This window comes from Bradyrhizobium sp. CCBAU 51745 (assembly GCF_028128715.1).
GTDB classification, from domain to species: Bacteria; Pseudomonadota; Alphaproteobacteria; order Rhizobiales; family Xanthobacteraceae; genus Bradyrhizobium; species Bradyrhizobium manausense.
In genome coordinates, this window is record NZ_LBJP01000003.1 from 50,432 (window position 1) to 77,391 (window position 26,960).

At 64.5% G+C, this 26,960-nt stretch carries 23 protein-coding genes; 10 read left to right on the forward strand and 13 right to left on the reverse strand.

The genetic code is table 11. The annotated features are described in order from the left end of the window. Positions 1–101 precede the first annotated feature (101 nt). Positions 102–752, forward strand: coding sequence for a tetratricopeptide repeat protein (locus XH98_RS02995; protein ID WP_333931527.1), 651 nt, complete (start codon positions 102–104; stop codon positions 750–752). A 132-nt stretch (positions 753–884) separates the two neighbouring features. Here the strand turns inward: XH98_RS02995 and XH98_RS03000 are convergent, their stop codons facing one another. From XH98_RS03000 to XH98_RS03035, 8 genes are all read right to left on the reverse strand, one after another. Then, positions 885–1,880, reverse strand: coding sequence for a hypothetical protein (locus tag XH98_RS03000; protein ID WP_271617765.1), 996 nt, complete (start codon positions 1,878–1,880; stop codon positions 885–887). A gap of 93 nt (positions 1,881–1,973) precedes the next feature. Then, on the reverse strand, positions 1,974–2,258 hold the full coding sequence (locus XH98_RS03005) for a cupin domain-containing protein (protein WP_057757303.1): 285 nt from the start codon (positions 2,256–2,258) through the stop codon (positions 1,974–1,976). A gap of 27 nt (positions 2,259–2,285) precedes the next feature. Then, positions 2,286–3,383: a calcium:proton antiporter gene (locus XH98_RS03010; RefSeq protein WP_271617766.1), complete on the reverse strand. Its 1,098-nt coding sequence runs from the start codon at positions 3,381–3,383 to the stop codon at positions 2,286–2,288. A gap of 401 nt (positions 3,384–3,784) precedes the next feature. Continuing rightward, positions 3,785–5,182: an NAD(P)(+) transhydrogenase (Re/Si-specific) subunit beta gene (locus XH98_RS03015; RefSeq protein WP_271617767.1), complete on the reverse strand. Its 1,398-nt coding sequence runs from the start codon at positions 5,180–5,182 to the stop codon at positions 3,785–3,787. 39 nt (positions 5,183–5,221) lie between these two features. Further along, complete coding sequence (locus tag XH98_RS03020; protein ID WP_014492434.1) at positions 5,222–5,539, reverse strand: proton-translocating transhydrogenase family protein; 318 nt, start codon at positions 5,537–5,539, stop codon at positions 5,222–5,224. An 11-nt stretch (positions 5,540–5,550) separates the two neighbouring features. Then, the gene (locus XH98_RS03025; RefSeq protein ID WP_220003293.1) at positions 5,551–6,678 is read right to left on the reverse strand and encodes a Re/Si-specific NAD(P)(+) transhydrogenase subunit alpha; all 1,128 of its coding nucleotides are present in this window, start codon (positions 6,676–6,678) and stop codon (positions 5,551–5,553) included. A 137-nt stretch (positions 6,679–6,815) separates the two neighbouring features. Then, positions 6,816–6,968, reverse strand: a complete 153-nt coding sequence (locus tag XH98_RS03030) for an aa3-type cytochrome c oxidase subunit IV (protein WP_018317799.1) — start codon at positions 6,966–6,968, stop codon at positions 6,816–6,818. A gap of 137 nt (positions 6,969–7,105) precedes the next feature. Then, positions 7,106–9,031, reverse strand: coding sequence for a M3 family oligoendopeptidase (locus XH98_RS03035; RefSeq protein ID WP_271617768.1), 1,926 nt, complete (start codon positions 9,029–9,031; stop codon positions 7,106–7,108). A 127-nt stretch (positions 9,032–9,158) separates the two neighbouring features. On the opposite strand from XH98_RS03035, the gene XH98_RS03040 reads away from it, so the two are divergent. From XH98_RS03040 to XH98_RS03050, 3 genes are all read left to right on the forward strand, one after another. Then, complete coding sequence (locus XH98_RS03040; RefSeq protein ID WP_271603899.1) at positions 9,159–10,655, forward strand: sigma-54-dependent transcriptional regulator; 1,497 nt, start codon at positions 9,159–9,161, stop codon at positions 10,653–10,655. Between the two features lie 347 nt (positions 10,656–11,002). Then, complete coding sequence (locus XH98_RS03045; RefSeq protein ID WP_271617769.1) at positions 11,003–13,213, forward strand: L,D-transpeptidase family protein; 2,211 nt, start codon at positions 11,003–11,005, stop codon at positions 13,211–13,213. Positions 13,214–13,483: 270 nt separating this feature from the next. Next, entirely contained in the window at positions 13,484–15,115 is a 1,632-nt protein-coding gene (locus XH98_RS03050; protein ID WP_271617770.1) for a DUF882 domain-containing protein, read from the forward strand. Between the two features lie 135 nt (positions 15,116–15,250). On the opposite strand, the gene XH98_RS03055 is transcribed toward XH98_RS03050, so the two are convergent. Together XH98_RS03055 and XH98_RS03060 are read right to left on the reverse strand one after the other, a co-directional pair. Continuing rightward, complete coding sequence (locus tag XH98_RS03055; RefSeq protein ID WP_008546273.1) at positions 15,251–15,523, reverse strand: DUF2312 domain-containing protein; 273 nt, start codon at positions 15,521–15,523, stop codon at positions 15,251–15,253. A 233-nt stretch (positions 15,524–15,756) separates the two neighbouring features. Continuing rightward, complete coding sequence (locus tag XH98_RS03060; RefSeq protein ID WP_057757289.1) at positions 15,757–16,062, reverse strand: DUF1244 domain-containing protein; 306 nt, start codon at positions 16,060–16,062, stop codon at positions 15,757–15,759. 167 nt (positions 16,063–16,229) lie between these two features. Here XH98_RS03060 and XH98_RS03065 point away from each other — a divergent pair, with 167 nt between their 5' ends. Together XH98_RS03065 and pyk are read left to right on the forward strand one after the other, a co-directional pair. Next, positions 16,230–16,829, forward strand: a complete 600-nt coding sequence (locus XH98_RS03065; RefSeq protein WP_220003299.1) for a DUF1036 domain-containing protein — start codon at positions 16,230–16,232, stop codon at positions 16,827–16,829. Further along, positions 16,826–18,262: a pyruvate kinase gene (gene pyk / locus XH98_RS03070; protein WP_271603895.1), complete on the forward strand. Its 1,437-nt coding sequence runs from the start codon at positions 16,826–16,828 to the stop codon at positions 18,260–18,262. Before XH98_RS03065 ends, pyk begins: the two co-directional genes overlap by 4 nt. A gap of 131 nt (positions 18,263–18,393) precedes the next feature. Here pyk and XH98_RS03075 read toward each other — a convergent pair whose 3' ends face one another. Next, positions 18,394–19,074 (reverse strand): TetR/AcrR family transcriptional regulator, encoded by a 681-nt coding sequence (locus XH98_RS03075; protein WP_271617771.1) that lies wholly within the window; start codon positions 19,072–19,074, stop codon positions 18,394–18,396. Positions 19,075–19,331: 257 nt separating this feature from the next. Between XH98_RS03075 and XH98_RS03080 the strand changes: the two genes are divergently transcribed. Next, on the forward strand, positions 19,332–20,306 hold the full coding sequence (locus XH98_RS03080; RefSeq protein WP_271617772.1) for a phosphatase PAP2 family protein: 975 nt from the start codon (positions 19,332–19,334) through the stop codon (positions 20,304–20,306). Between the two features lie 740 nt (positions 20,307–21,046). Here XH98_RS03080 and XH98_RS03085 read toward each other — a convergent pair. Continuing rightward, positions 21,047–21,211 (reverse strand): Flp family type IVb pilin, encoded by a 165-nt coding sequence (locus XH98_RS03085; protein WP_057757281.1) that lies wholly within the window; start codon positions 21,209–21,211, stop codon positions 21,047–21,049. A gap of 311 nt (positions 21,212–21,522) precedes the next feature. Here XH98_RS03085 and XH98_RS03090 point away from each other — a divergent pair, with 311 nt between their 5' ends. The 3 genes from XH98_RS03090 to XH98_RS03100 all read left to right on the forward strand — a co-directional run bounded on the left by XH98_RS03090 (position 21,523) and on the right by XH98_RS03100 (position 25,279). Further along, positions 21,523–23,034, forward strand: a complete 1,512-nt coding sequence (locus XH98_RS03090) for a hypothetical protein (protein ID WP_271617773.1) — start codon at positions 21,523–21,525, stop codon at positions 23,032–23,034. Positions 23,035–23,045: 11 nt separating this feature from the next. Beyond that, positions 23,046–24,833, forward strand: coding sequence for a hypothetical protein (locus XH98_RS03095; protein WP_271617774.1), 1,788 nt, complete (start codon positions 23,046–23,048; stop codon positions 24,831–24,833). Between the two features lie 122 nt (positions 24,834–24,955). Then, on the forward strand, positions 24,956–25,279 hold the full coding sequence (locus XH98_RS03100; protein WP_271617775.1) for a hypothetical protein: 324 nt from the start codon (positions 24,956–24,958) through the stop codon (positions 25,277–25,279). Positions 25,280–25,452: 173 nt separating this feature from the next. Here XH98_RS03100 and XH98_RS03105 read toward each other — a convergent pair whose 3' ends face one another. Continuing rightward, positions 25,453–26,658, reverse strand: a complete 1,206-nt coding sequence (locus XH98_RS03105; RefSeq protein WP_271617776.1) for an ABC transporter substrate-binding protein — start codon at positions 26,656–26,658, stop codon at positions 25,453–25,455. Between the last annotated feature and the right edge of the window lie 302 nt (positions 26,659–26,960).

Sequence of the window (26,960 nt, forward strand, 5' to 3'; positions counted from 1 at the left end):
GATTGTTTGTCATCGCGCTTTAGGTTGTTGTTTGGGCATAATCTTTTCGGAAAACCGCTGCACGCTTTTCCGAATCATGCTCTAGCGCGAGCGAACCGTAGATGGCCTTTCCTTTCCCAGAGCCCAGCTTGGCGCGGCGACGCCAGATCTGGCGCAAGCCGCTTGTGCTGGCCTTGATCGGGATCGCCCTGTGCGGCTGCTCGTTCGATCTGGGCTCGCTGGGGCCGGAGAAGGACAAGCCGCAGGAAGCGCCGAAGGCGGCCGCCGCGCCTGAAAGCGCCGTCAGCGCCGCCAATGTCGCCGAGGCCCAGACCCATACGGCAAAAGCGCAAGCCTTCGCCAAGTCGGGCGAGACGCAGGCCGCGCTGGACGAGTTCAATCGCGCCGTCGCCCTCGATCCCTATAATGCGCAGGCGCTCTACGGCCGCGCCCTGCTCTATCAGGGCAATAACGAGCACGACTTCGCGATCGCCGATTTCGGCGCCGCCAGCGGGCTCAATCCGCAGAAGGCCGAGCCGCTGCTCGGCCGCGCCGTCAGCTATCTTGCCATCGGCAAGGTCAAGGAGGCGGCGGCCGATCTCGACGAGGCCTCCGAAGCCGATCCGCACAATGCTCAGGTCTGGACGATCCGGGGACAGGCCTATGAGCGGCTGGGCGAAAAGGCCAAGGCGGCGGCGTCCTACAACAAGGCCGTCGCGCTGCGCCCACGCGATGACGCCGCCCGCAGCGGCTTGGCCCGCGTCGGCGGCTGACAGTCATTGGACGGCGTAGAGCATGATCCGGAAAAGTGTGCAGCGGTTTTCCGAAAAGATCATGCTCAAACAAAGAGCTAAAGCGCGATGACGATTCAACCCAATCTCATCGCGCTTTAGACGCCGTCCTGGTTAGTCGGGAGTGGCGCTCTTCGGCAGCACCGCGTGGAACATCGACTTCATGCCCGACAGCATGTCGTCGGCGACGTTGGTCTTGGGGCGCGGCATTGGCGCGCCGGCGTCGGCGCGCAGATCGAGCGGCGGGGCGATCACCGGGACCGGGATATCGGCCGGCGGCGTCAGCCGATTCGGAGTGTCGTTGCCGACCGAGGCCGTGTAGGGCGGATTCGCCTGCGACGCGGCGCCATTGCCATAGGCCTCGGGCGACGGCGTCGACACATTGATCGGCGGCGGCAAGGGGCGCACCGTCGTCGGCACTGTCGTCACGACACGGGGAGCCTCCGGCGTGCGGGATGCTTCCTGCACGGCAGGCTCCGGCGTCCTCTCGGCCGGCTTGGCTTCGGCAGGCTTGGCTTCGACAGGCTTGGCTTCGGTCGATTTGGCCTCGGCAGCCTTCTCGGCAGCCTTGCCCTCAGGCGACTTGCGCAGGCGTTCGATGGCGGCCCGGGCGAGATCGTTGGCGTCGGGGGTCGCGGCCGGAGCGGCCGGCGACGAACTGGCCTCGACCACCGGCGCAGCGGCGGGCGCCGCCGGACTGGACGTGACGGGGGAGGACTTGGCAACGGCCTTCTCATGCGCCGGGGTGCGGCCGCGCGAGGCAGCCTCGTCCGCAGCCTTGGTGTCGGCAGCCTTGGTGTCGGCAGCCTTGGTGTCGGCAGGCTTGGTGTCGACAGCCTTGGTGTCAGCAGGCTTGTCGGCCGCCGGCTTGTCCGATCCGCTCTTGTCGGAAATGCTCTTCTCGGAAACGCCCTTGGCTTTCACGCCGGGGCCCGGGAGGTTGGCCACGCCAGCGGGCTTCTTGCCGGCGTCGGCAGGTGCCACGACTGCGGCTGGCGTATCCGCCGCCGGCCTCGCATTGATGTAGTGGTTAACGATGTAGGCCCCGATGATCGTCGCGAGCACCGAGGGGAAAATATCCATCGAGATTTTAGCGAGGTATTTCAGCATTTCTCGGCCACTCCCCGCGCGATCTGATGCGGGAACTTTGGGGCATTGTAAGGGATCAACTGCGACGGATCGATGGCAAAGGTTACGAGCGCCTTACGCCTTCAGCTCAATCTCAAGGAACACGATGTCGGTTGAGGTTTCGTTAAGTACGTCATGTTGGACGCCGGCTTTGCGGAAGTAGGATTTTCCCGCCGCAAGCTGCGCCTTGGAACGCTCCCCGCCCGGCGCCACGATGGTCATTTCTCCGCCGACGACGGGAACAATCACATAGTCCATTCCGTGGGTGTGATGCCCGGTGGCGCTGCCCGGGGCAAGCCGCCATTCGGTCACCCGGACCTCGTCATTGTCGATCTGAACCTCGGAGCTGGCGGCAAGCATCTAGAACCTCGCTTAAGGCGAATCGGCTCAGGGCACGAAGACCATGAACGCGTAGACGGCAAATACCACCATATGGACCAGTCCGAACAGGACATTGGTCCTGCCGGTGCCGAAGGTCAGCATGCTCAGCAAGAATGTCAGGAACAGCAGCACCGAGCTCTGGGCATTGAGCCCCAGCACCAGCGGCTGCTCGATCACATAGGTGGCGAGCCCGACCGCCGGAATCGTCAGGCCGATGGTCGCCAGCGAGGATCCCAGCGCCAGGTTGATGCTTTTCTGAAGGTCGTTCTTGCGGGCGGCGGAGATCGCGGAGACGCCTTCCGGCATCAGGATCAGCAGCGCGACCAGGAGGCCCGCAAAGGCCGGCGGAGCGCCGATCCTGTCGGCGACGGCATCCACCACCAGCGAGAATTTCTTGGCCAGCAGCACGACGGCCAGGAGCGAGATCAGGAGCAGCACGATGCTCAGCGCCAGCAGCTTGCCCGGCAGATGGGTCTCGCCGCCCTCGCCCTCGGTCCGCTCATGGACGAAATAGTCCTTGTGCAGGACGGTCTGGGTGTAGAGGAACACGCCATAGAGCACGATGGTCACGAGGTCGACGAAGCCGAGCTGAAGCGTCGAATAGACCGGGCCCGGCGTCGTCAGCGTGTAGTTCGGCATGATCAGCGTCAGGGTCGCGAGCGCAATCAGCACGCTGAGATAGACGTTGGCGCCGGAGACCTGAAATCCCTGCTCGCGATAGCGCAGCCCGCCGATGAACACGCAGAGGCCGACGAGGCCATTGCAGACGATCATCACCACCGCGAACACGGTGTCGCGCGCAAGCTCCGGCGCAGGCTTGTCGCCGAGCATGATGGTGGTGATCAGCGCGACCTCGATGATGGTCACCGCAAGCGTGAGCAGCAGCGTGCCGAACGGCTCGCCGATCCGCTCCGCGATCACCTCGGAATGATGCACGGCCGCGAACACGGTGCCGAACAGGATCACCAGCAGGACGATCGCAAACACGCCGCCGCCCGTCGATAGCGTAAAGCTGTAGCCGGTCACGGTGACGACCAGGAACAGCAGTACCGCCAGCGCGGGAAAGACCCAGGACGACCGTGGCATCGGTCCGTGTGCGCTCATGCAGGCTATTCCTTGGTTGAACGCACCGATTATGCGCGAGAAGATCGCGCCCGTCAGCCCTCAAGAGCCGTTGATGAAGCCTCGTGCGATCTCGATCATGCCAAGATTGACGAGATCGTCATGCCCGCCCTCGGGGATCCGAACGAACTGCTTCGGCCACGAGGATGATGGCGATCCATTTCAGGAATGTCATCGCAGTCCCGTCATTGCTGAGTTCAGGGCTTGCGACGGCTCTTGAGCAATTGGAGGACGTCGGACCGGATGCCCAGGGGGATCTCTCGACAACCGCACGCCGCGGCATGAGCAGCGTGCCAGGCGATGCGCTGCTCGCGCGTCGCCTTCGACGGCATGCGATGGGACCGGTGCCACTCCTTGTTCAGGGCCACGGTCCCCCTCGCTGATTACATCGCCTTGACGATGTTCTCGGTGACCTTCTTGGCGTCACCGAGCAGCATCATGGTGTTGTCGCGATAGAACAGCGGATTGTCGATGCCGGCATAGCCCGACGCCAGCGAGCGCTTGATGAACATCACCGTGCCGGCTTTCCAGACCTGCAGCACCGGCATGCCGTAGATCGGCGAGGTCTTGTCCTCTTCCGCCGCCGGGTTGGTGACGTCGTTGGCGCCGATCACGAAGGCGATGTCGGCCTGCGCGAATTCGGAGTTGATGTCCTCGAGCTCGAACACCTCGTCGTAGGGCACGTTGGCCTCGGCCAGCAGCACGTTCATGTGGCCGGGCATGCGGCCCGCGACCGGGTGAATGGCGTATTTCACCTCGACGCCTTCCTTCTTCAGCATGTCGGCCATCTCGCGCAGCGCATGCTGGGCCTGCGCCACCGCCATGCCGTAGCCGGGCACGATGATGACCTTGGAGGCGTTCTTCATGATGAAGGCGGCATCGTCCGCCGAGCCGAGCTTTGCCGGCTTCTGCTCGCCGGTAGCCCCACCGGCCGCAGCGGTCTCACCGCCGAAGCCGCCGAGAATGACCGAGATGAAGGACCGATTCATCGCGTGGCACATGATGTAGGACAGGATCGCGCCCGACGAGCCGACCAGCGCGCCGGTGATGATCAGCGCCGAATTGCCGAGCGTGAAGCCGATGCCGGCCGCGGCCCAGCCGGAGTAGGAGTTCAGCATCGAAATCACGACCGGCATGTCGGCGCCGCCGATCGGGATGATCATGAGCACGCCGAGCGCCAGCGCGAGAATGACGTTGAGCCAGAAGAACACCGGGCTGCCGGTGACGACGAGCCCGACAATGCAGGCGACCAGCGCGACCGCGAGCGCGACGTTGATCACGTGCCGCGCCGGCAGGATGATCGGCGCACCGCTCATGCGGGCCGACAGCTTCAGGAACGCGATCACCGAGCCGGTGAAGGTCAAGGCGCCGATGGCGACGCCGAGCGACATTTCGATCAGGCTCTGGGTGTGGATGTTGCCGGGGGTGCCGATGTCGAAGGCCTCCGGCGCATAGAATGCACCCGCCGCGACCAACACCGCGGCCATGCCGACCAGCGAGTGGAAGGCGGCGACCAGTTCCGGCATCGAGGTCATCGGCACGCGGCGGGCGATGACGGCACCGATCGTCCCGCCGATGGCGATGCCGACAATCACCAGCACCCAGGCGAGGCCGTCGGCCGGCGGATGGTTGGCAAGCGTCGTCGCAACCGCGATCGCCATGCCGATCATGCCGAGCAGATTGCCCTGGCGCGAAGAGGCCGGGCTCGACAGCCCGCGCAGCGACAGGATGAACAGCACCCCCGCCACGAGATACAAGAATGCAGAGAGATTGGCGCTCATCTCAGGTCCCCATTGATCCCATCAGCCCGAGGTGGCCGCTTACTTCGACTTCTTCTTGTACATCGCCAGCATGCGCTGGGTGACAAGGAAGCCGCCGAAGATGTTGATGCAGGCAAAGATCAGCGCGACGAAGCCGAAGGCGCGCGCCCAGCCCGAACCGCTCGAGACATTGGCGACCCCGCCGGCAAGCAGCGCGCCGACCACGATCACCGAGGAGATCGCATTGGTGACGCTCATCAGCGGCGTATGCAGCGCCGGCGTCACCGACCACACCACGAAATAGCCGACGAAGACGGCGAGGACGAAGATCGACAGCCGGAAGATGAAGGGGTCGACGACCTGTGCAGCATGCTCCATGACGGATCTCCTTACACCTTCGGCTGGAAGTTCGGGTGGATGACGGCGCCATCTTTGGTCAGCGCAGTGGCCTTGACCAGCTCGTCGTCCCAATTGACGGCGAGCTTCTTCTCTTTCTTGTCGACCATGGTCTCGATGAAGGAGAACAGATTGCGGGCATAGAGGCTGGAGGCCGAGGCCGCGACGCGGCCCGCGACATTGGTGTAGCCGACGATCTTGATGCCATCGATGTCGACGACCTCACCCGCCTTGGCACCCTCGACATTGCCGCCGCGCTCGACGGCGAGATCGACCAGCACCGAGCCCGGCTTCATCGACTTGACCATCTCGCCCGAGACGAGTTTCGGCGCCGGACGGCCCGGGATCAGCGCGGTGGTGATGACGATGTCCTGCTTCTTGATGTGCTCGGCGGTCAGCGCGGCCTGCTTGGCCTGGTACTCTTTCGACATCTCCTTGGCATAACCGCCGGCGGTCTGCGCGTTCTTGAACTCCTCGTCCTCGACGGCGAGGAATTTTGCGCCGAGCGATTCCACCTGCTCTTTCGTCGCAGGTCGCACGTCGGTCGCGGTGACGACGGCGCCAAGACGGCGCGCGGTTGCGATCGCCTGGAGGCCGGCCACGCCAACGCCCATCACGAACACTTTCGCGGCAGGCACGGTGCCGGCCGCGGTCATCATCATCGGGAAGGCGCGGCCGAAGGCCTCGGCGCCCTCGATCACGGCGCGATAGCCGGCAAGGTTCGCCTGCGAGGACAGCACGTCCATGACCTGCGCACGGGTGATGCGCGGCATCAGTTCCATCGCGAAAGCGCAGACGCCGGCTTCGGCCATCGCCTTCAGCGCAGCTTCATTGCCGTAGGGATCCATGATGGCGATGACCAGCGCGCCGCGCTTGTATTGCGACAGCTCGGAAGCCTCGGGACGCTTCACTTTGATGATGATGTCAGCATCTTTCAGTGCATCGGCGCTGACGGTGGCGCCGACCGCGGTGAATTCGGAATCAGGCAGGCCCGATTTGACGCCGGCGCCCGGCTCGACGGCGATCTCGGCGCCCAGCGCCTTGAACTTCTTCACCGTATCAGGCGAAGCGGCAACGCGCGGCTCCGACGGATCGATTTCCTTGGCAACGGCGATCTTCATAGGCCCTCCGGCGACGCGGGACAAAGCGCGCACGCGAACTTAGCGTCACTCCCGCAACGTTGGATACCGGTTTTGGCACCGGCTTGAATGCAAATTTTATGAGCACCGACGACGATGTCGGTGCAACAGGCGATGGATCAGGTCAGGAAGATCGCCATCAGGATGACGATGAGCGCGACCGAGGCGGTGCCGTACTTCACCAGCTTGATGAAGCCCTCATAGGTCTGCTCGTGGGCGACGTAGTCGTTGCCGTCGGCGGTGCTGTACGCCACTTCGCTATGGTCAGCCATGGAATGTCCCCAGTCGAAAGCCGAATTCTTCGGCTGGGATACCTTAAACCCTCGGGCAGGGCAACGGCACCGAGGCGCGGTTTTCCCGCAAATCGGTTCATTTGGATTCCCAATCGGTTAGGAAGCCCGCTTCGCCCTCAGCCCATCGCCTCCAGTTCGTCGATCATGCCGGCGATGACGGAGAGGCCCCCCTCCCAGAACTTGGGGTCCTTGGCATCGAGCCCGAACGGCCGCAGCAGCTCGGAATAGTGCTTGGTGCCGCCGGCGGCGAGCATGTCGAGATAGCGCTCGGCGAAACCTTCGGCCGCATGCTCGTAAACCGCATAGAGCGAGTTCACGAGGCAATCGCCAAAGGCATAGGCGTAGACGTAGAACGGCGAATGGATGAAGTGCGGGATGTACATCCAGTAGTTCTCGTAACCCGCCTTGATCTCGATCGCGGGCCCCAGACTCTCGCCCTGCACCGACAGCCAGAGCTCGCCGAGCCGTGTCGCGGTGAGCTCGCCGTTCTTGCGCTCGGTATGAACGGCGCGCTCGAAGGAATAGAACGCAATTTGCCGCACCACGGTATTGATCATGTCCTCGACCTTGCCGGCGAGCAGCGCCTGGCGCTGTTTTGTATTTTTGGTCTGGGCAAGCAGCCGCTTGAACGTGAGCATCTCGCCGAACACACTCGCGGTCTCCGCCAGCGTCAGCGGCGTCGGTGCCATCAGCGCGCCGTTCTTGGCCGCCAGCACCTGGTGCACGCCATGGCCAAGCTCATGGGCAAGCGTCATGACGTCGCGAGGCTTGCCCTGGTAGTTCATCAGCACATAAGGGTGTGCCGACGGCGTGGTCGGATGCGAGAATGCGCCGGGCGCCTTGCCCGGCCGCACTGGCGCGTCGATCCAGCGATCGGTGAAGAAGCGCTCGGCAATGTCGGCCATTTTAGGCGAGAAGCCGCGATAGGCCGTCAGCACCATGTTGCGCGCATCGGGCCAGCCGATCACATCGGTCGCGGCGAAGGGCAGCGGCGCGTTGCGGTCCCAATAGGCCAGCTTCTTCTTGCCGAACCACTTTGCCTTCAGCGCGTAATAGCGATGCGAGAGCTTTGGATAGGCCGCGCGGACCGAGGCGACCAGCGCATCGACCACCTCGCGCTCGACGCGGTTGTTCAGATGGCGGGAATCCGCAACATCCTTGAAACCGCGCCAGCGGTCGGAGATATCCTTGTCCTTGGCGAGCGTGTTGGTGATCAGCGCAAAGGTGCGCTCATTGGCCTTGAAGGTTTTCGCCAGCGCTTCCGCCGCGGCCTTGCGCTTGGCGCCGTCGCGGTCCTGCAGGAAATTCAGCGTCGGCTCGATCGCCAGTTCCTTGGCGCCGACCTTGAAGCGGAGACTCGAGATGGTCTGGTCGAACAAACGGTTGAAGGCCGAATAGCCGGTCTGCGCCTTTTCCAGGAACAGCTGCTCGAGCTTGTCGTCGAGCTGATACGGCTTCTCCTTGCGCAGATCCTCGATCCACGGACGATAGTGCGCGAGCTCAGGGGCTTGCAGCGCGCCGGTCAAAATATCGTCATCGATACGGTTGAGCTCGAGAGCGAAGAACAAGAGATGCGTCGAGGCCGCTGTCAGCCGCTCGGAGACATCGCCGTAAAACTTTGAAATCGCAGGGTCCACGCTGTCGCCGGCGTGAACGAGACCGGCATAGGAGCCGAGACGGCCGGCGAGATCGTCGATCGCCTCATAGCGCCGCACGGCTTCCGCGAGCCATTTTCCGCCATCTTCCTTTGCTGTGCCTGTTGCGAGCTTGCCCTTGTAGTCGGTCTCGAACGCGACGCAATCGGCATCCATCTTTTCGAGATCGCGCGCCACTTCCGGCGCGTCGATCCCGGAATAGAGATCGGCGAGGTTCCACTCCGGAAGCTTGCCCGTCTTGCTCACAGGCTTTGCGGAGGGTTTTGCCTTGGCAGCGGATTTCTTGGCAGCGGATTTCTTGGCGATGGATGTCTTGGCGATGGATGTCTTGGCGGCGGATGTCTTGGCGGCTGGTTTGCGGACAGCAGTCTTGGAGCGCGACTTCATTGTGTGGGAAACCTGTGTTCAACGATCGCTGCGGCGGGCGGGGGCATCAAGATTTAAGAGTGCGTTAATCGGCTTCGGCCAGAGTGACCCGATTCGAGACAGATAGTAGTAGCGTGCGGGGAGCACCATGGCTGCCAGTATTTTGATCGCCGACGACGACGCCGTAGCTCGCCGCCTGGTCGAGAACATGGTGCAGAAATGCGGCTATGAAACGGTCGTCGTCGAATCCGGCGACGCCGCGATCGCGACCCTCACCGGTCCCGACGCCCCCGCGATCGACGCGGTGATCCTCGATCTCGTGATGCCCGGCCTCGACGGCATGGGTGTGCTGGCAAAAATCCGCGAGGCGGGCCTCAGCGTGCCCGTCATCGTACAGACCGCCCATGGCGGCATTGACAACGTCATCTCGGCAATGCGCGCCGGTGCGGCCGACTTCGTGGTCAAGCCGGTCGGAATGGAGCGGCTTCAGGTCTCGCTTCGCAACGCGCTGAATGCCTCCGCGCTCAAGGGCGAATTGCAACGCATCCGTCACAGCCGCGAGGGCCGGCTGACCTTCTCCGACATCATCACGCGCGCCGAAGCGATGGCGCCGGTGATGCGCGCGGCCCAGAAGGCGGCAAATTCATCGATCCCCGTGCTGATCGAAGGCGAGTCCGGCGTCGGCAAGGAGATGTTCGCGCGCGCCATCCATGGCAGCGGCGAGCGCAAGGCCAAGCCCTTCGTCGCGGTCAATTGCGGCGCGATTCCCGACAATCTCGTCGAGTCGATCTTGTTCGGCCATGAGAAGGGCGCCTTTACCGGCGCAACCGAACGGCACACCGGCAAATTCCTCGAAGCCCATGGCGGCACGCTGTTTCTGGATGAGGTCAGCGAGCTGCCGCTGACTGCACAAGTCAAGCTCCTGCGCGCACTGCAGGAGGGCGCAGTCGAGGCCGTCGGCGGCCGCAAACCCGTCAAGGTCGACGTCCGCATCATCTCCGCGACCAATCGCAAGCTTCTGGACCGGGTCAAGCAAGGGCACTTCCGCGAAGACCTGTTCTATCGCCTGCACGTGCTGCCGCTGACGATCCCCTCGCTCAAGGCCCGCCGCGAGGACATCCCGCATCTGCTCAGGCATTTCCTGGCGCGCTTTGCCGCCGAGGAGAACCGCGCGATCTCCGGCGTCAGCGGCGAGGCCGTGGCGCATCTCACCCAGCTCGACTGGCCCGGCAACATCCGCCAGCTCGAGAATGCCGTCTACCGCGCGGTGGTGATGAGCGAGGGCGACCAGCTCGGTCTCGACGATTTCCCGCTGCCGGGCCCGCATCCGCATTCGGCGACGGAGATCCCGACCGCGCCGCTGATGATCGAGCCGATCGCAGCGCCCTCCGTGGTGTCGGGTAGCGAAATACCCATCGCGCCGCTGCCTCAGACCGGGTCGCTCTCGATGCTCACCCCGACCGGCGATGTTCGCCCGCTGGAGGAGATGGAGAGCGAGATCATCCGCTTTGCGATCTCGCACTACCGCGGACAGATGTCGGAGGTGGCGCGCCGACTCAGGATCGGCAGGTCCACGCTGTACCGCAAGCTCGACGAAGCCGGGGTTCCCGGACATGGCGGGAAAAGCGGCGAGGAGACGCACTGAACCTCATGCGAACGGGGGTTCGCGCGCCTCAGCGATGCGCCTGCAACCCGTTGAATTACGGCAAAATTCGGCTTCGGCCGAAACCGTGACTTGGAAGTGACAGAGGGTCGGAAAAGCGTGCGGTGAAACCGCACAATCCGTTGCAAACGGTCTGTCTTGAAGTCAGTTTGTGGTCAGTTTCCCGGGGTAGTGCTAGCTGCAAGAACGGGGCCTGTATATCGTCTGCGTAGGAATCGTTGTGTGCAGGCGTGCAAGTTTCGAGAGGCCGGCGCGATTTAGCCGAAGCTCAATTAGGCGAAAACGAAAGCTGTTCCACGAGGGACAGTTCACCCGAGGGGTGCGATACAATGCGTGACTGTTTGAACCACCGTGCAGGCTTTGACCGCGTTCTGGCGGCGGTCGCAGCGACCTTCCTCACGGTGTCGGCCGGCTCGGCGCTGGCACAGGACCAGGCGCGCAGCAGCGCTGCCGAACTTGCGATCGAAGCCGCGATCCCGCGCCCCGAGCCCGCAAACGTTCCGCCCCCGACCGCGTCCGACATCAAGCTCGACACCACCGCCACCGTTCAGGACGGCCCCAAGGACGTGGTCAAGGAGCCTGTGAAGGCCGAAGCCGCTCCGGCCGCGGAGAAGGTGGAGACCAAACCTGCCGACATCGCCACGACGCCCGCCGCCGACACACCGAAGAGCGAGACGGTCACGAGCGAACCCGCCAAAACCGAACCCGCCAAATCTGAACCGGCAAAGGCTGACACGGCCACCGCGCCGACTGCCGCTCCCGCTGCACCTGCGGCGGCAGCCGCAACCCCGGTCGCCGAGCCGGTCAAGGCCGCGAGCAACGTTCCTGCCGCCGACCAGCCGGTCGCCGACAAGATCAGGGACATCCTCGGTTCAAAGACCTCGCGCCATTTCGACCGCAAGAACGAACGTGCCGCTGCCGAGAAGTTTTATGGCGCCCGCGACTTTGCGCCGGTCTGGACGCAAGCCGGCAGCCTGACCGCCGCGGCCAAGGGCGTGATCGCGCGGCTGAAGGACGCGGCTTCCGACGGCCTCAATCCAGCCGACTATCCGGTGCCTGACTTCGCCGCCGCCACGACGCCTGATGCGCTGGCCGATGCCGAGCTGAAGCTCACCGCCAGCATGTTCGACTATGCGCGCCAGGCGCAGAGCGGCCGCATGCACTGGTCGCAGGTCAGTGCAGATATCCTCTATCCCGAGCATCCGATCGATCCGAGCGAGGTGATCACCAAGGTCACGACGGCGGCTGACGCGTCCGTCGCGCTCGACAGCTACAATCCGCCGCAGAAGCTCTACAAGGAGCTGAAGGCGCAGCTCGCCAAGCTGCGCGGCCAGGGCGACGGTCCGGTGATCGAGATCACCGACGGCCCCGCGCTGAAATACACCCCCGCCAGGGGTAAGAAGCAGGCTGAAATCGTCGTGCAGGATCCGCGCGTGCCACAGCTTCGCGCCAAGCTCGGCATCACCGAGAACGCCAGCGACGACCACTATGACGCCACGGTTGCCGAAGCCGTACGCAAATTCCAGGACGGCGCCGAGCTGAAGGCGACCGGTGTGCTCGACACGCCGACCGTCAAGGCCCTGAACAGCCCGAAGCGCGACAAGCAGATCGACACCGTGGTCGTGAACATGGAGCGCTGGCGCTGGCTGCCGCGCGACCTCGGCGTGCCCTCGCTGGGCGATGCCTATGTCATCCTCAACATTCCCGACTACACGCTGAAGGTGATGCAGCACGGCCAGCAGGTCTGGACCACCCGCGTCGTCACCGGCAAGCCGGGCCAGCACGCTACGCCCCTGCTGACCGAGACGATGAAGTACATTACGGTCAACCCGACCTGGAACGTGCCGCCCTCGATCGTCTATGGGGAATATCTGCCGGCGCTGCAGCAGGACCCGACCGTGCTTCAGCGCATGGGCCTGAGGCTCGAGCAGAACCGCGACGGCTCGGTGCACATTTCGCAGCCGCCCGGTGAAGCCAACGCGCTCGGCCGCATTCGCTTCAACTTCCCGAACAAGTTCCTGGTCTATCAGCACGACACGCCGGACAAGCACCTGTTCGCCAAGGAAGATCGCGCCTTCAGCCATGGCTGCATGCGCGTGCAAAATCCGGATCAGTACGCTTCGGTGCTGCTCAACATCACCATGCCGAACGAGCACTACACCCCGGAGCGCGTGCGCAGCATGTATGGCTCCGGTGAGATCGACCTGAAATTCCCGACGCCGATCCCGGTCAACATCACCTACCAAACCGCGTTCGTGGACGATGGCGGCAAGCTGCAATTCCGCAAGGACGTCTATGGCCGCGACGCGACCATGATCAGCATCCTGAAGAACGGCCGCGGCAAGGACCTCGAGAACGTCGTCGCCCATTCGCAGCCGAGCTATTCGCGCCCGGCAACGACGCTGCCGTCAGGCGTGACGTTCGCCAATAATGGCGGCTCGTCGGGGCTGAACTTCTTCGAGCGGCTGTTCGGTGGAGGGGCTCCGACCCCCCCACCGGCTCCGGTCGGCCGTCGGCCGCAGCGGGTGTTTACCCGCTGAGATCAGGTCCGCGCCTCAACTCCCTAATTTCTTCAATAAAATCAGCGACCCTTTCCTCTGGATAGGGCTGCTTAACGTTAACCATTGTCCGCCCGAGTTCCGGCTGCTGGCGTTTTTTTGCCACACTCAACCGCTTAGGATTGTCGTCTGACTTGGTTTGGGGGCGGGAAGGTCAACCTCGAATTAACCTTCTCGTTTTAAGAAAGCGTTCACCCTCTTTCGCGCGCTAACGGGGTTGGCGGGAGAGTCCATTGAACGCTCGTCGACTGGGTGGGCTCATACGTGCTGACTGGTTTCGCACGCAAATTCGCTGCGTTGTCGTTGTCCCATGCGGGAGTGAAGGTCGGATCTCGGATCGGCCTCGCCTCGCTGGTGCTGCTTGCGGCTGCCGGCTCGGTTCATAACGCCGCGGCGCTGAACGAAACCAAGACCCTCTCCTTCCACCACACCCATTCCGGCGAAGACCTCACCGTCACCTTCAAGCGCGACGGCCGCTACGACGAAGCCGCGCTGAAGACGCTGAACCATTTCCTGCGCGACTGGCGCACCCAGGACGAGACGGTGATGGATCGTCACCTGTTCGACATCCTCTGGGAAGTGTATCGCGACGTCGACGGCAAGCAGCCGATCCAGATCATCTCCTCCTATCGCTCCCCCGCCACCAACGCCATGCTCCGCCGCCGCTCCTCGGGCGTGGCGCGGTTCAGCCAGCACATGCTGGGCCATGCGATGGACTTCTACATTCCGGGCGTGCCGCTGGAGCAGATCCGCTTCGCCGGCCTGCGCCTGCAGCGGGGCGGCGTCGGCTTCTACCCGACATCAGGCTCGCCCTTCGTGCATCTGGACACCGGCAGCATTCGGCACTGGCCGCGCATGACGCATGACCAGCTCGCCCGCGTCTTCCCGGACGGAAAGACGGTGCATCTGCCGACCGACGGGGTGCCGCTGAAGGGCTATGAGCTGGCCAAGGCCGAGATCGAGCGGCGCGGCGATGGCGACGACGGCGCCAGCAAGCCGGGTTTCTTCGCCTCCCTGTTCAGCAGGGGCAAGCAGGCTCCGGCAGCCAGTACCGATGAGGATGACGAGGGCGCGCCCGCCCCGACCGCCAAGCCCGTCACGCCGACCGTGGTCGTCGCCGCAAGCAAACCCGCCGATCCGGTACCGACGCCACGCGCCAAGCCGTCCGCCGCCTCCGCCATCCAGCTCGCCTCGGCCGATGCCCAGCTCGTTGCACCGCCCAAACCCAAAGCCGAGCCGAAGCCCGAGCCCGTGGCTGACAAGCCGGCAGCCGGCAAGCTCGAATCCCCGGCCGACATCATCAATGCCCGCGGCTTCTGGGATGCTCCGGCCACACCGCAGCAGGCGACACCAGCGCAGATCGCCGCATTGAAGGCGCGCCAGGCGCTTGCCGCCGCGACAGATCCGCAACCGACCGCGAGCGTCTCCAGTGCCGCCTATCAGGCGCTGGCCTTTGCACCCGCTTCTGCTTCGCCCGTCGACCGGGCCCGCGTCGTCGCCGCCTCGGCGCCGATCCCGCGCGGCGCGCGTCCGGCGTCCACGGCCCGCAACGGTGCGCCGGCCACCGAGATCAACAGCGTCGTCGGCAAGAGCACCGACGGCATGATCGCAACCGCAACCCGCCTCTCCGCCGCCAAGGGCGAGAGCATCTGGCTCAAGATCGTGATGCTGTCGCCGAGCGCCAGCCGCGCGATGTCGGTGACGCTGATGGGCGAGCTCGATATGGCGGCGATGCGCGCCTATTTCGTCAAGCCGCAGGCCGTGGTCGCAATGGGCTTCACCGACGATCCGATGCAGGGCCTGTCCTGCGACAGTTTCTCGGGCAGCGCGACGACGAAGATCGAAACGACGTCGTTCGTCATGCGCACGGCCGCGCTGCGCTGAGACGGATCGCCTTCACCCTCTCGTAGCCCGGATGGAGCGCAGCGCAATCCGGGAATCGCGCCACAAGCGATGACGGCCCCGGATTTCGCTGCACTCCATCCGGGCTACGGCAATGCTGCCTGAAGCGCGAACGCCTCAGATCATTCCGAGCGCCTGCATGTAGGTCTCGAGAATCGTCTCGGCCTCGGCGCGCTCGTTGGGGTCCTGCTTGCGCAGGCGCACGATAGTGCGCAGCGCCTTGACGTCGTAGCCGTTGCCCTTGCTCTCGGCATAGACGTCGCGGATGTCGTCGGAGATCGCCTTCTTCTCTTCCTCCAGCCGCTCGATGCGCTCGATGATGGATTTGAGCTGGTCCTTGGCAAATTTCGTCGCGGGCTCGTCGTCGCGGACGGCGGCGGAGGTGGCCATCTTGGTACTCCCAATGGAACTGGCAAAACGAGGTGACGCCGGCATCCTCACCGCGCGTGCTGGGTAGACCCTTAGGGTTGGCGCCTGCCGCGTTCAAGCAAGCATCACGCTCGTCCACAGCGCGCCCACAGGAGATGATGTTGTCGTTCCGGGACGCCCGCAGGGCGAACCCGGAATCTCGAGATTCCGGGTTCGATGCTTTGCATCGCCCCGGAATGACGGAACGTAAACACTCAGTGATTGTGGGGATGGACCTTCTTCATCGCCTCGAGCTGCCCGGGGCTCGCCGTGCCCTGGTACTTCGCCTTCCAGGTCTCGTAGGGCATGCCGTAGACGGCTTCCCGGCTCTCATCCTTGCTCAAGCTCACGCCTTGGGCATCCGCGGCGTCCTTGAGCCAGTTCGACAGGCAGTTACGGCAGAATCCGGCCAGATTCATCAAGTCGATGTTCTGGACGTCGGTTCGCGTCCTCAGATGATCGACCAGCCGCCGGAACGCGGCCGCCTCGAGCTCCGTTCTGGTTTTGTCGTCGATGGCCATGGCAGGATTCCTCGGCTGTACCTTGATGGCGGTCACCCATACGGGATCAGGTGGGGTGCTGTCACAGATTTTGCCATATCGCGGCGCAAACGGCGGCCGGGCCGGCAAACGGGCAGTTCCCCGGGCCTACGCCAAATCGTCAATCATCTGGTATACGTTCCGCGACAATGATCGCCGAATCTCCCCGCTCCCCCCCTCGCCTGCTCGCCCTGATAGTCCCGGTGCTGGCCGTTGCGCTGCTGTGCCTTTGGGCCAGCCCGGCCTCGGCCGACTTCCGCCTCTGCAACAACACCTCAAGCCGGGTCGGTATCGCGCTCGGCTACAAGGACGCCGACGGCTGGACCACCGAGGGCTGGTGGAACATCTCGTCCCGCTCCTGCGAGACCCTGCTGCGGGGTACGCTGGTCGCCCGCTACTATTACATCTATGCGATCGACTATGACCGCGGCGGCGAATGGTCGGGGCAGGCCTTCATGTGCTCGCGCGACAAGGAATTCACCATCCGCGGCACCGAGGACTGCCTGGCGCGCGGCTATGACCGGACGGGCTATTTCGAGGTCGACACCGGCGAGCAGCGAGCCTGGACGGTGCAGCTCACCGACGCCAACGAGCAGCCTTCGACGCAGCAGCGTGTCCCGGGCATGCCCGGCCCTGTCGGCCCTGGTGGCGGCGTCCCGGGTTTGCCCAATAGTCCGCCCGGTGGTACGCCCCCCGCCGCACCTGGCCTTCCGCCAGCCCCCTCGCCACCGTCTGGGAATAAGCCATGAGGCGTCTTCGCCGTATCAAGATTCTCGCGACCCTCGGACCTGCCTCGTCGGACCTCGCGATGATCCGCCGCCTGTTCGAGGCCGGCGCCGACGTGTTCCGCATCAACATGAGCCACACACCGCATGACAAGATGCGGGAGCTGGTGGCGACGATCCGCAATGTCGAGAGTAGCTACGGCCGCCCGATCGGCATCCTGGTCGATCTCCAGGGCCCGAAGCTCCGCCTCGGCGCCTTCGCTGAAGGCGCGGTGCAGCTTCAGAACGGGCAGACCTTCACGCTGGATTCCGACAAGGCGCCGGGCGATGCCACCCGCGTCAACCTTCCCCATCCGGAGATCCTGGCCGCGCTGCGGCCCGGCCATGCGCTGCTGCTCGACGACGGCAAGGTGCGGCTGATCGCCGAGGAGACCACCAAGGAACACGCGGTCACGCGCGTCGTGGTCGGCGGCAAGATGTCTGACCGCAAGGGCGTCAGCCTGCCCGACACCGACCTGCCGGTCTCGGCGATGACGCCGAAGGACCGCGCCGACCTCGAGGCGGCCCTCGTCACCGGCGTCGACTGGATCGCGCTGTCCTTCGTGCAGCGCGCGGACGACGTGATCGAGGCCAAGAAGATGATCCGCGGCCGCGCCGCCGTGATGGCCAAGATCGAGAAGCCGCAGGCGATCGACCGCCTCGCCGACATCATCGAGGCGTCCGACGCGCTGATGGTGGCGCGCGGCGACCTCGGCGTCGAATTGCCGCTCGAGCGCGTGCCGAGCCTGCAGAAGCAGATGACGCGGATGGCGCGCCGCGCCGGCAAGCCGGTGGTGATCGCAACGCAGATGCTGGAATCGATGATCCAGTCGCCGGTGCCGACCCGCGCCGAGGTCTCCGACGTCGCCACCGCCGTCTATGAGGGCGCCGACGCCATCATGCTGTCGGCGGAATCGGCCGCCGGCAAATTCCCGGTCGAGGCGGTCTCGACCATGAACCGCATCGGCGAAGAGGTCGAGCGCGACCCGACTTACCGGTCCGTGATCACCGCCCAGCGGCCCGCGCCGGAATCCACCGCCGGCGATGCCATCGCGGACGCCGCGCGTCAGATCGCCGAGACGCTCGACCTGCCCGCCTTGATCTGCTGGACCTCATCCGGCTCGACCGCGGTGCGCGTGGCGCGCGAGCGGCCGAAGCCGCCGATCGTGGCGATCACGCCCAACATCACCGCCGGCCGCAGGCTTGCTGCCGTCTGGGGCGTGCATTGCGTGGTGGCGGAAGATGCGCGCGACCAGGACGACATGGTGAACCGCGCCGGCCAGATCGCCTTCCGCGACGGTTTCGTTCGCGCCGGCCAGCGCGTGATCATCGTCGCCGGCGTGCCGCTCGGCATTCCCGGCACCACCAACATGGTGCGCATCGCCTCCGTCGGCCCCGAGGGCGACGCGAATATGTGAGGCGGCCGCCGGCCGGCCGAGCCAAACTGCGAAAACAACCCCATGCACAGTAGCCGGCTGAATCCGGCTGCCTTGCGCGGGCCTTGGGAAAAGGCCAGCTCAGGCAAATGCCTGGGCGGGGCCGGGTCTTCTCAGGCCCCGACCAGCACCTTGGTCGTCGGCAGCAAGGTCTGCTGCACCACCAGCCCCCTGGCGCGGGCGTCCATGACACCGACGGCGCGCAGCGCCAGCAGCGTCACGGTCTGGACGGCGTCGCGCATCTTGACGGGATCTTCGAGATTGTCGGGCGCGAGCGGACCGACCAGGGCCTCATGCAGCGCACCCAGCAGCGCAGTTGCGGCGAGCGCCGTGTCCTGCGCCGGCAGATGGCCGGCGCGCACCGCGGCGTCGATCCGCGCGGCGATCTCGCCCGCGATCTCCCGGCGGCTGGCCAGCCTGGAGGCGCTGACATCGACATCGACCGGTTCAGCCAAAATGCCCCAGGCGAGGCGACGCTGCGACAGCGTATGGACCGCCACGGTGGTCACGGCCGCCGCCAGCGCCGAGGACGGTCCGGGCGCGGCATCGGCCGCCCGGCGGATGGCCGCGAGCTCGTCGCGGGAGACTTCCGAGATCAGTTCGGAGATCAACTCGGCCTTGGAGGGGAAGTAGCGGTAGACGGTGCCGGCCGCCACATTTGCCCTGACGGCGACCGGCGCGATCTGCACCGCCGCCATGCCGCCTTCGGCTGCGGCTTCCCTTGCCGCCGCCAGGATGGCGCTGCGCCGAGCCGCAAGGCGCTTAACCACTTGATGCGTCCGCCGATAAACCATGGCGCGCTTCCTGTCCCACCACGCCTGCCGCACGCCCCGCGGCCGAACGCTTCGTCACTGAATTCGCTGCAAATCGCCCCGCAAGGACTGAACAACTATTCAGGGGGGATGACAAGCAGCAAAAGCGCTCACACGCGAAACGCTGCATTGCAAACCGCTCAAAGTGCGGGGAATCCATTGGTGAACGGCTAACCACACTTTTTACCGCGGTCTTAAAGGCGGTCGGTGACTGTCGCTGCGATCCAACCCGGTGCAGCATGCTCGACACGGACGCCAAGACCGCCTGGCAGCTCTTCCATTTGAACTGGCTTCCCATCGCGATCATGGGCGGCCTGCTGGCGCTCGGCCTATCCGTCACCGGCCTCAGGCTCGAGCCCGTCGCCTATGGCGTAACGCTGGCAATCGCCGCACTCTTCGTCGGCATCGCCTACCGCCACCGCATCGCCAAAGGCGATCACGCCGATCCGAAGCTGATCTTCTCGCTTGGTACGATCGGCCAGGTCATCATCACCTGCGCGATCGTCGGGCCGCTCAGCTACGTCGCCGGCATCCTGGGCTTTCCGCTGCAGGACCAGGCGCTGCTCGCGATCGATCGCGCACTCGGCCTCGATCCCGAGCCGATCGCGCGCTTCGTCAACGATCACCCCTGGCTCGCCGACATCCTGTCGCGCAGCTACGGCCTGATCAAATGGCCCCTGCTGTTCGTCCCCGTCGTGCTGACGCTGACGGCGCGTTATGTACGGCTGCAATTGTTCATGCTGGCAATGAGTCTTGGGCTTGCCGTCACCATCGCGATCTCGGCCCTCGTGCCGGCGATCGGCACCTATTACGGATTGCAATTGCCCGCGGCCCAAATCCCCGACATCAACACCGCGATCTACGCCGGACAGTTGCGCGATATCCTGGGCTTACGCGACGGCAGCCTGCACGAGCTGCGACTGTTCTTCCTGTCCGGCATCGTCTCGTTCCCGAGCTTCCATGCCGCATCCGCCGTGTTCTACATGTGGGCGCTGTGGCCGGTGCGGCGCATCGGCGGTCTTGCGGCCGCCCTCAACCTCATGATGATCGCGGCCACGCCTGTCATCGGCGCGCATTACATCGTCGACGTCGCTGGTGGTGTTGCGCTCGCGGCAGCTTCGATCTGGGCGGCGAAGGCCTATCTGGCGTGGACGAACCGCAGCGCGCGGGTCCCGGCAGCGCCGGCGGTGTGGCTGCCGAGTCTCGCGGAATAACGCGCAGATCAATCACAACCACAGCTCTCGTAGGGTGGGCAAAGGCGCGCAGCGCCGTGCCCACCATCTCCGCATCATTGCGATAAGTGGCTGCCGCGTCCTCGTCATTGACGTTGTCGATATTGCGTGCCCGCCATCGACGGATGGTGGGCACGCTTCGCTTTGCCCACCCTACGAGATCTTCTGTGGCAGCCGAGTCTCGCGGAATAAACGCGCAGATCAATCACAACCACAGCTCTTGTAGGGTGGGCAAAGGCGCGCAGCGCCGTGCCCACCATCTCTCCGTAATTGCGGCAAGTGGCTGCCGCGTCCTCGTCATTGCGAGCGCAGCGAAGCAATCCAGCAATCCCTCCGCGGAGACAGTCTGGATTGCTCCGCTGCGCTCGCAATGACGCGGGGATACACGTGCGGACAATCTACGTGACGTGGGCACGCTTCCGTCTTCGCTCTTCAAGCTAGGCCGGACAAGTCGCTTTGCCCACCCTACGAGAGCTGTTCAACTACACGGTCTTCAGTTCCGTCATCCTGAGGTGCGAGTGGCGCGATGCAAAGCATCGCGCCGGGAGCCTCGAAGGATGAACGGCCGGGATGCAGCCGGGCCGTCGCCCTTCGAGGCTCGCCGAAGAGGCGAGCACCTCAGGGTGACGGGACGATGACCGCGCTTGCTGATGATCCCGCACGCCCAAACGAAAAGAGCCCCGTCCGAGGACGGGGCTCTGAGCTCTGAATTCGTCTCTGGCTTACTTGAGGCTGGTCGAGATCGAGCCGAACTTGGTGTTCAGGGTCGAGCCGAGGTTGTTGACGACGGTGATGATCGCCAGCGCGATGCCGGCGGCGATCAGGCCGTATTCGATGGCGGTGGCGCCGGATTCGTCCTTCACGAAACGCGAAACGAGGTTCTTCATAGACTGCTCCAAAAAGTACACGAGGCTTCAACTGGTCTGGTCTGGTTTCTTCGGCTTCCCAGCGCCGCCCGACCATGGAACTGAACGTAGAGGCAAAGACTTGCGTCGCAGTTAATTCGACTGCGTAAACCGGGAACAAATGGCATGTATTGGCCGATGGTAAACCGAAATTGAAAACAACCGGTTAAATTGCGCCGACGCAAAAATAGTGATCGAGACGATTTACTCGAAAGTTATGACCGCCATGGTCCAATGCCGCCCGCTCGGCCAAGACACCCAAGAAAACACACCCAAGAACAAGACGAGGCGGCATGTCGCTTTCCTTCACCAACAGCATCGCCGTGCAGAGCCGCGCGCGAGCGCTGGTGCCGCTGTGTGTCGGCGCGGGCGCCTATCTCTTCTTCCTTTATGTCGGCGACACGCTGCTTCAGGACTCCGACTCGTTCTGGCAGATCAAGATCGGACAGTGGATCCTCGACCACCACGCCCTGCCCTATACCGACTTCTATTCCTTCACGCGGCCAGGCGAGCCCTGGATCTCGACGTCCTGGCTGTCGCAAATTCTGTACGCCATCACTTTCGCGCAATGGGACTGGGCCGGACCTGTCATCCTCACCGCACTTGCGATTGCGGCGTCAGTTGCGATCTTTGTCTATCTGCTCGACGCCCATCTCGAAATTCCGCGCTCGGTGCTGTTCGCGATGCTGGCGGTGCTGCTGTCGCTGCATCACATCCTGACGCGGCCCCATATGCTGGCGCTGCCGGTGATGATCGCCTGGGTCGGCATTCTCATGAATGCGGCCGACCGCAAGGTCACGCCGTCCTGGGCGTGGCTGCCGCTGATGTCGCTGTGGGCGAACCTGCATGGCGGCTTCGTGTTGGGCCTCATGCTGATCGGCCCGATGGCGTTAGAGGCGATCTGGACGCTGGATTCGGCCAGGCAGATCCGCCTGCTCGCGCGCTGGTTCCTGTTCGGTGTCGCCGCGATGATCGCTGCCTGCGTCACGCCCTATGGCTGGCGCACGCTGCTGGGCGCGACCAACATCCTCAATCTCGGCGAATTGCTGACGGTCATCTCGGAATGGATGCCGGCGAATTTCGCCTCGTTCTCCGCGTTCGAAGGCGCGATCCTCGGCCTGATCGCGATCGGCCTGTTTCGCGGCCTGGCGCTGTCGCCGCCGCGCATTCTCCTGGTCCTGCTGTTCACCTGGATGGGGCTGACCCATGTCAGGAGCATCGAGGCCTTTGCCTTCCTGGTGCCGCTGGCGCTGGCAAAGCCGCTCGGCGAAAAGTCGCCGCTGCCGCAAGCTCCGCAAGATACTGAGCGGGGCAACGAGAGCCCGGCGGCGCGCTATGTCACTGTCATGGGCGCGCTGATGATCGCAGCCGCGGCCTGGACCTCGACCTCGGTCTACATGTCGCATCACCGCTTCACCTTCACGATGGACCAGACGCCAGTTACCGCCGTCGATCTGCTGCAGCAGCGCAAGGCGCAGCGCATCTTCAATGCCTACCAGTTCGGCGGCTACCTGATCTCGCGCGACATCCCTGTTTTCGTCGACGGCCGCGCCGAGCTCTATGGCGAGAAGTTCGTGATGGACTTCTTCAGGGCGATCGAGGTCAAGAAGCTCGATAATTTGACGCGGCTGCTCGAAGAGTACAAGATCGACGCCACGCTGCTGGTCGCCGACAGCCCCGCCGCCCAGGTGCTCGATCATATCAAGGGCTGGAAACGGCTCTATGCCGACAACATCGCCGTGATCCATGTGCGGGATGACGAGGCGAGTGCGGGCAACGCGCCGATGTCCACGCACTCAAATTGAGACGCCGGACAATGTCGCCGCCACGATCGACCACAGAGCCGAAGCCTGCGATCGTACTCGCGATCGTCTGGGCAATGATCGTGGTCGCGCTCGGACTTCCCGCGATCAAGACCGGTGTGTTCGACACGCTGTCGACCGACGACGCCCTGCGTCTGGTCGAGGTGCGTGATCTTCTGGCCGGCCAGGGCTGGTTCGACCTGACCCAATACCGGCTCGACCCGCCCGGAATTGCCATGCACTGGTCCCGCGTCGTCGATGCGCCCCTGGCCGTGCTGATCCTCGTGTTGCGCCCGCTGCTCGGCCAGCATCTTGCCGAAGTGCTGACGCTGGTGCTGTGGCCGTCGCTGCTGATGGGCGCGGCGCTATGGCTCGCAGCGACGATCGCAGGCCAGGCCTGCGCCCCTGAAGACAGGAAGCGGGCACAGCTTGCGGCGATTGTGGTCACGGCGCTGTCGATCCCCGCCCTGATCCACTTCCGGGCCGGCGCGATCGACCATCACAACCTGCAGATCGTGCTGCTGCTCGGCTTCGTGCTCTGCATCTGTGATCTGGAACACCGTGCGGACAGGGCAGCTTTGGCCGGGTTGTGCGGCGCGCTTTCGCTGGCGGTCGGATTGGAAATGCTGCCTGCCATCGCCATGGCGAGCGCGGCCGTTGTGGGGCTGCTGGTGTGGAAAGGCACTGACGTCCTGCGCCCCGCCTGCGCCTTTGGTGCGGGCCTTGCCGGGTCCTCGCTGCTGCTGGCGCTGCTGCTGCTGCCGATGAACAGTCTCAGCAGGCCGGTCTGCGATGCCTTCGGCGGGCCTATTCTGCTGTTGTGTGCGGGCGGCGGCGTCGCCCTGCTCGCGGTTGCCGGTGTTGCCCGCATGCGCGACGGCGTGTGGACGCGATTCGCGGCGAGCGGGATTGCCGGTGCGCTCCTGCTCGGCGCATTCTACAGATCGTACCCAAGCTGCGTTGCGTCGCCCTATGCGCAGGTCGACCCCCTGCTCGTCAGCTTCTGGCTTGGCCGCGTCGTCGAGACCATGTCGGTGAGCGAACTGGCACAGATGCAGCCGCAAAAGCTGCTCGGCTATTACGCGTTTCCAATGCTGACGCTCGGCCTGTGCACGGCCGCCATGATCGGCTGCACGCCGCAAATGCGCTTTCGCTGGATCGTCTCGACCATCACGCTCGCGGCGCTGTTCGGCGAGAGCCTGTGGGAATTGCGCGGCGCCGCTGCCGCCAACATCGTCGCCGCCCCGCTATGCGTCGCCGGAACTGTCCGGCTTCGCACTGAAATCGTCGCCGGTTGGCGGCTGGTCCGCGTCGCGCTGCTGCTGTCGCCCGCCACGCTTGGCGGCATCGGCCTTGCGGTCTGGCCGGCGTTCGCCGCCGGCACAGGCGGACCCAAGATCGCGATGCCCGATCCCGGGGCGTCCTGCCAGACCATCTCCAGCGCCGCAGCGCTCGCCGACCTGCCGCCCGGACGGATGATGGCGCCGATCGATTCCGGTCCTGCGATCCTGGCCGCGACGGAACACGCCGTCTTCGCTGGTCCCTATCACCGCAACAATGACGGCAACCTCGCCATGGTGCACGCGATGACAGCAGCACCTGAGGCCGCCCGCGACATGCTGCGCGCCCGGCAAGTCGACTATATCCTGACCTGCAACGGCTCCTTCGACCAGGAGGATCTCGTCCGCATCGCGCCGGAGGGTCTTGCCGCACATCTCGGCCGCGGTGAAGCTCCGGACTATCTGGAGCCCGTGCAGGCCGTGTCGAAACCGGGCTGGACTATCTGGCGCGTGCGCAAGTAAGGGAGCGCGAAGCGCCGCCCGATGACAGGCTCCGCGCAATCCGGGGCCTTCTCTAAAGTACCAATCCCGGATTACGCTGCGCTCCATCCGGGCTACCTCAGCTGGCCTGAAGCAACCGTGTCATGAAGAATCCGGACGCCATCGCCGTCATCGTCTCAGCGCTCCGCCACGTCCATGGTGACGACATCGCGCGCATAATGCTGGTCGAAGGCATGAGCCTCGCCAATCTGATCGATGCGATGTTTTCGGCGCCCCTGACGCACCGGGAGGCGGTGCGGGCGATCACCGACGGGCTCGATGATTTCGTCATCACGCCGGACCTGGGGCTGATCTGGCATCTGAAATATGTCTACGGGGACCACTCCCTGCACGTCGTGGACCTGGAGATTGCGACGCCTGACGGTACGCTGGCGAGCCGGGACGTCTGGCTTCGTCTGGCATCGTGAATGCGGAGCCGGTGCTGTGCGGAAACCTGGCCCCCCCCGGCTGACTCGGCCCCGGCTCTGCGGAGCGGCACTTCGCGCCGCACCGCGTCCGGGGCACGAGAGCTGGCGACCATATGCCTTCGGGCGTGTCGACCACCCGATGATAGCGGAGTTGTTTCGCGAGCTTTGCCCCCTCAATTCCCCGTCTGCAACTCGCCAAAGCGCTCCCAGGTCTTGCCGTTGAAGCGCATGAACTGCATCTGGTCGACCGGGACGTGGTCGGTCGCGCTGGTGTTGATCTTGATGCCGGGGAGCAGCATCGGCAGTTCGAGGTCGTGAATCGAAAATGCCTGCTTCAGGATGTTCTCGGTCGACAGATCGTCGCCGCAGGCTTTCAGCACGGCCTCCAGCGCCATCGCGCTGTTATAGGCATTGACGTAGTTGGTATCGTGCTGGTCGGCTTCAGGCACATACTTCGTCATGAAGTCGCGCCAGGCCTTGACGCCGGGATCGTCCTTCCAGGCGGGATCATCGGGGTCCTTCACATAGGCCGTGGAGAGAATGCCGGTGCCGGCTTCGACGCCGGCAGGCTCCATCACGGTCGAGATCCAGACCGCGACGTTGGACAGGAAGGTCATGGGACGCCAGCCGATCTCGAAGGACTTGCGGATCGCTTGCGCCGCGAATTTCGGCGTCGCCGCGATCACGAACACGTCGGCGCCAGAGGCTTTCAGCTTGACGATCTGGGAATCGATGGTCGGATCCTGGATTTCATAGGTCGCGACGGTGACGACGGAATCATATTTCTCGCCAAGCACGTCCTTGAGGCCGGCGAGATAGTCGCGGCCATAATCGTCGTTCTGCGAGATCACGGCAAATTTCGCGTTCGGGTTTTTCGCCAACGCATAGCGCGCATAGAGCCGCGCCTCGTAGCGGAACGGCGCCTGCACGCCCATGGTCGCCTGCGGATATTGCGCGATGTCGGCGAATTTCGAGGCCCCGGACGCGAGGAAAAGCTGCGGGATGTTCTTGGCTTGGAGATATTTCGCGATCGCCGTGTTGTGGGCCGTACCGATCGAGGAGAAGATCAGCGCGACCTCGTCGCTCTCCACCAGGCGCCGCGTCTGCTCGACCGATTTCGGCGGTGCGTAGCTGTCGTCGAGCGAGATCAGATTGATCTTGCGGCCGTTGATGCCGCCCTTCTCGTTCAGCATCTTGAAATAGCCGACCTCGCCCTTGCCGAGCGCGCCAAAGGCGGAGACCGGCCCGCTATAGGGCATGGTCTGGCCGATCCTGATCTCGGTTGCGGTGACGCCGCGCATCTCGGCGGCGAGCGACAAGGTTGGCGCTAGCAGGATTGAAACGGCGCCAAGCGCGCCCAACGCAGCCACGAAGCGCATCGGTCTGCCCTCCCCTTTGTCGGCGCGATCACTCCGCGCCTTTGTTTGAGGCCGAGCATGTCACGACGGTCGCCTCGCTGCCAAGACCCATTCGCGGCTTGGGGGGTCTCGTGTCCCGGACGCGCCGCAACGCGAGAGCGTTGCTGCGGCTCTGCGGCGTACCACGAGCGCAGATATCGTAGGGTGGGCAAAGCGCAAGCGTGCCCACCACCTGTCGCGACTGGCGAGAGATGGTGGGCACGGCGCAAGGGCGCCTTTGCCCACCCTACGAAACTGCCTTTGTTGCTGGCACACTGCATCAA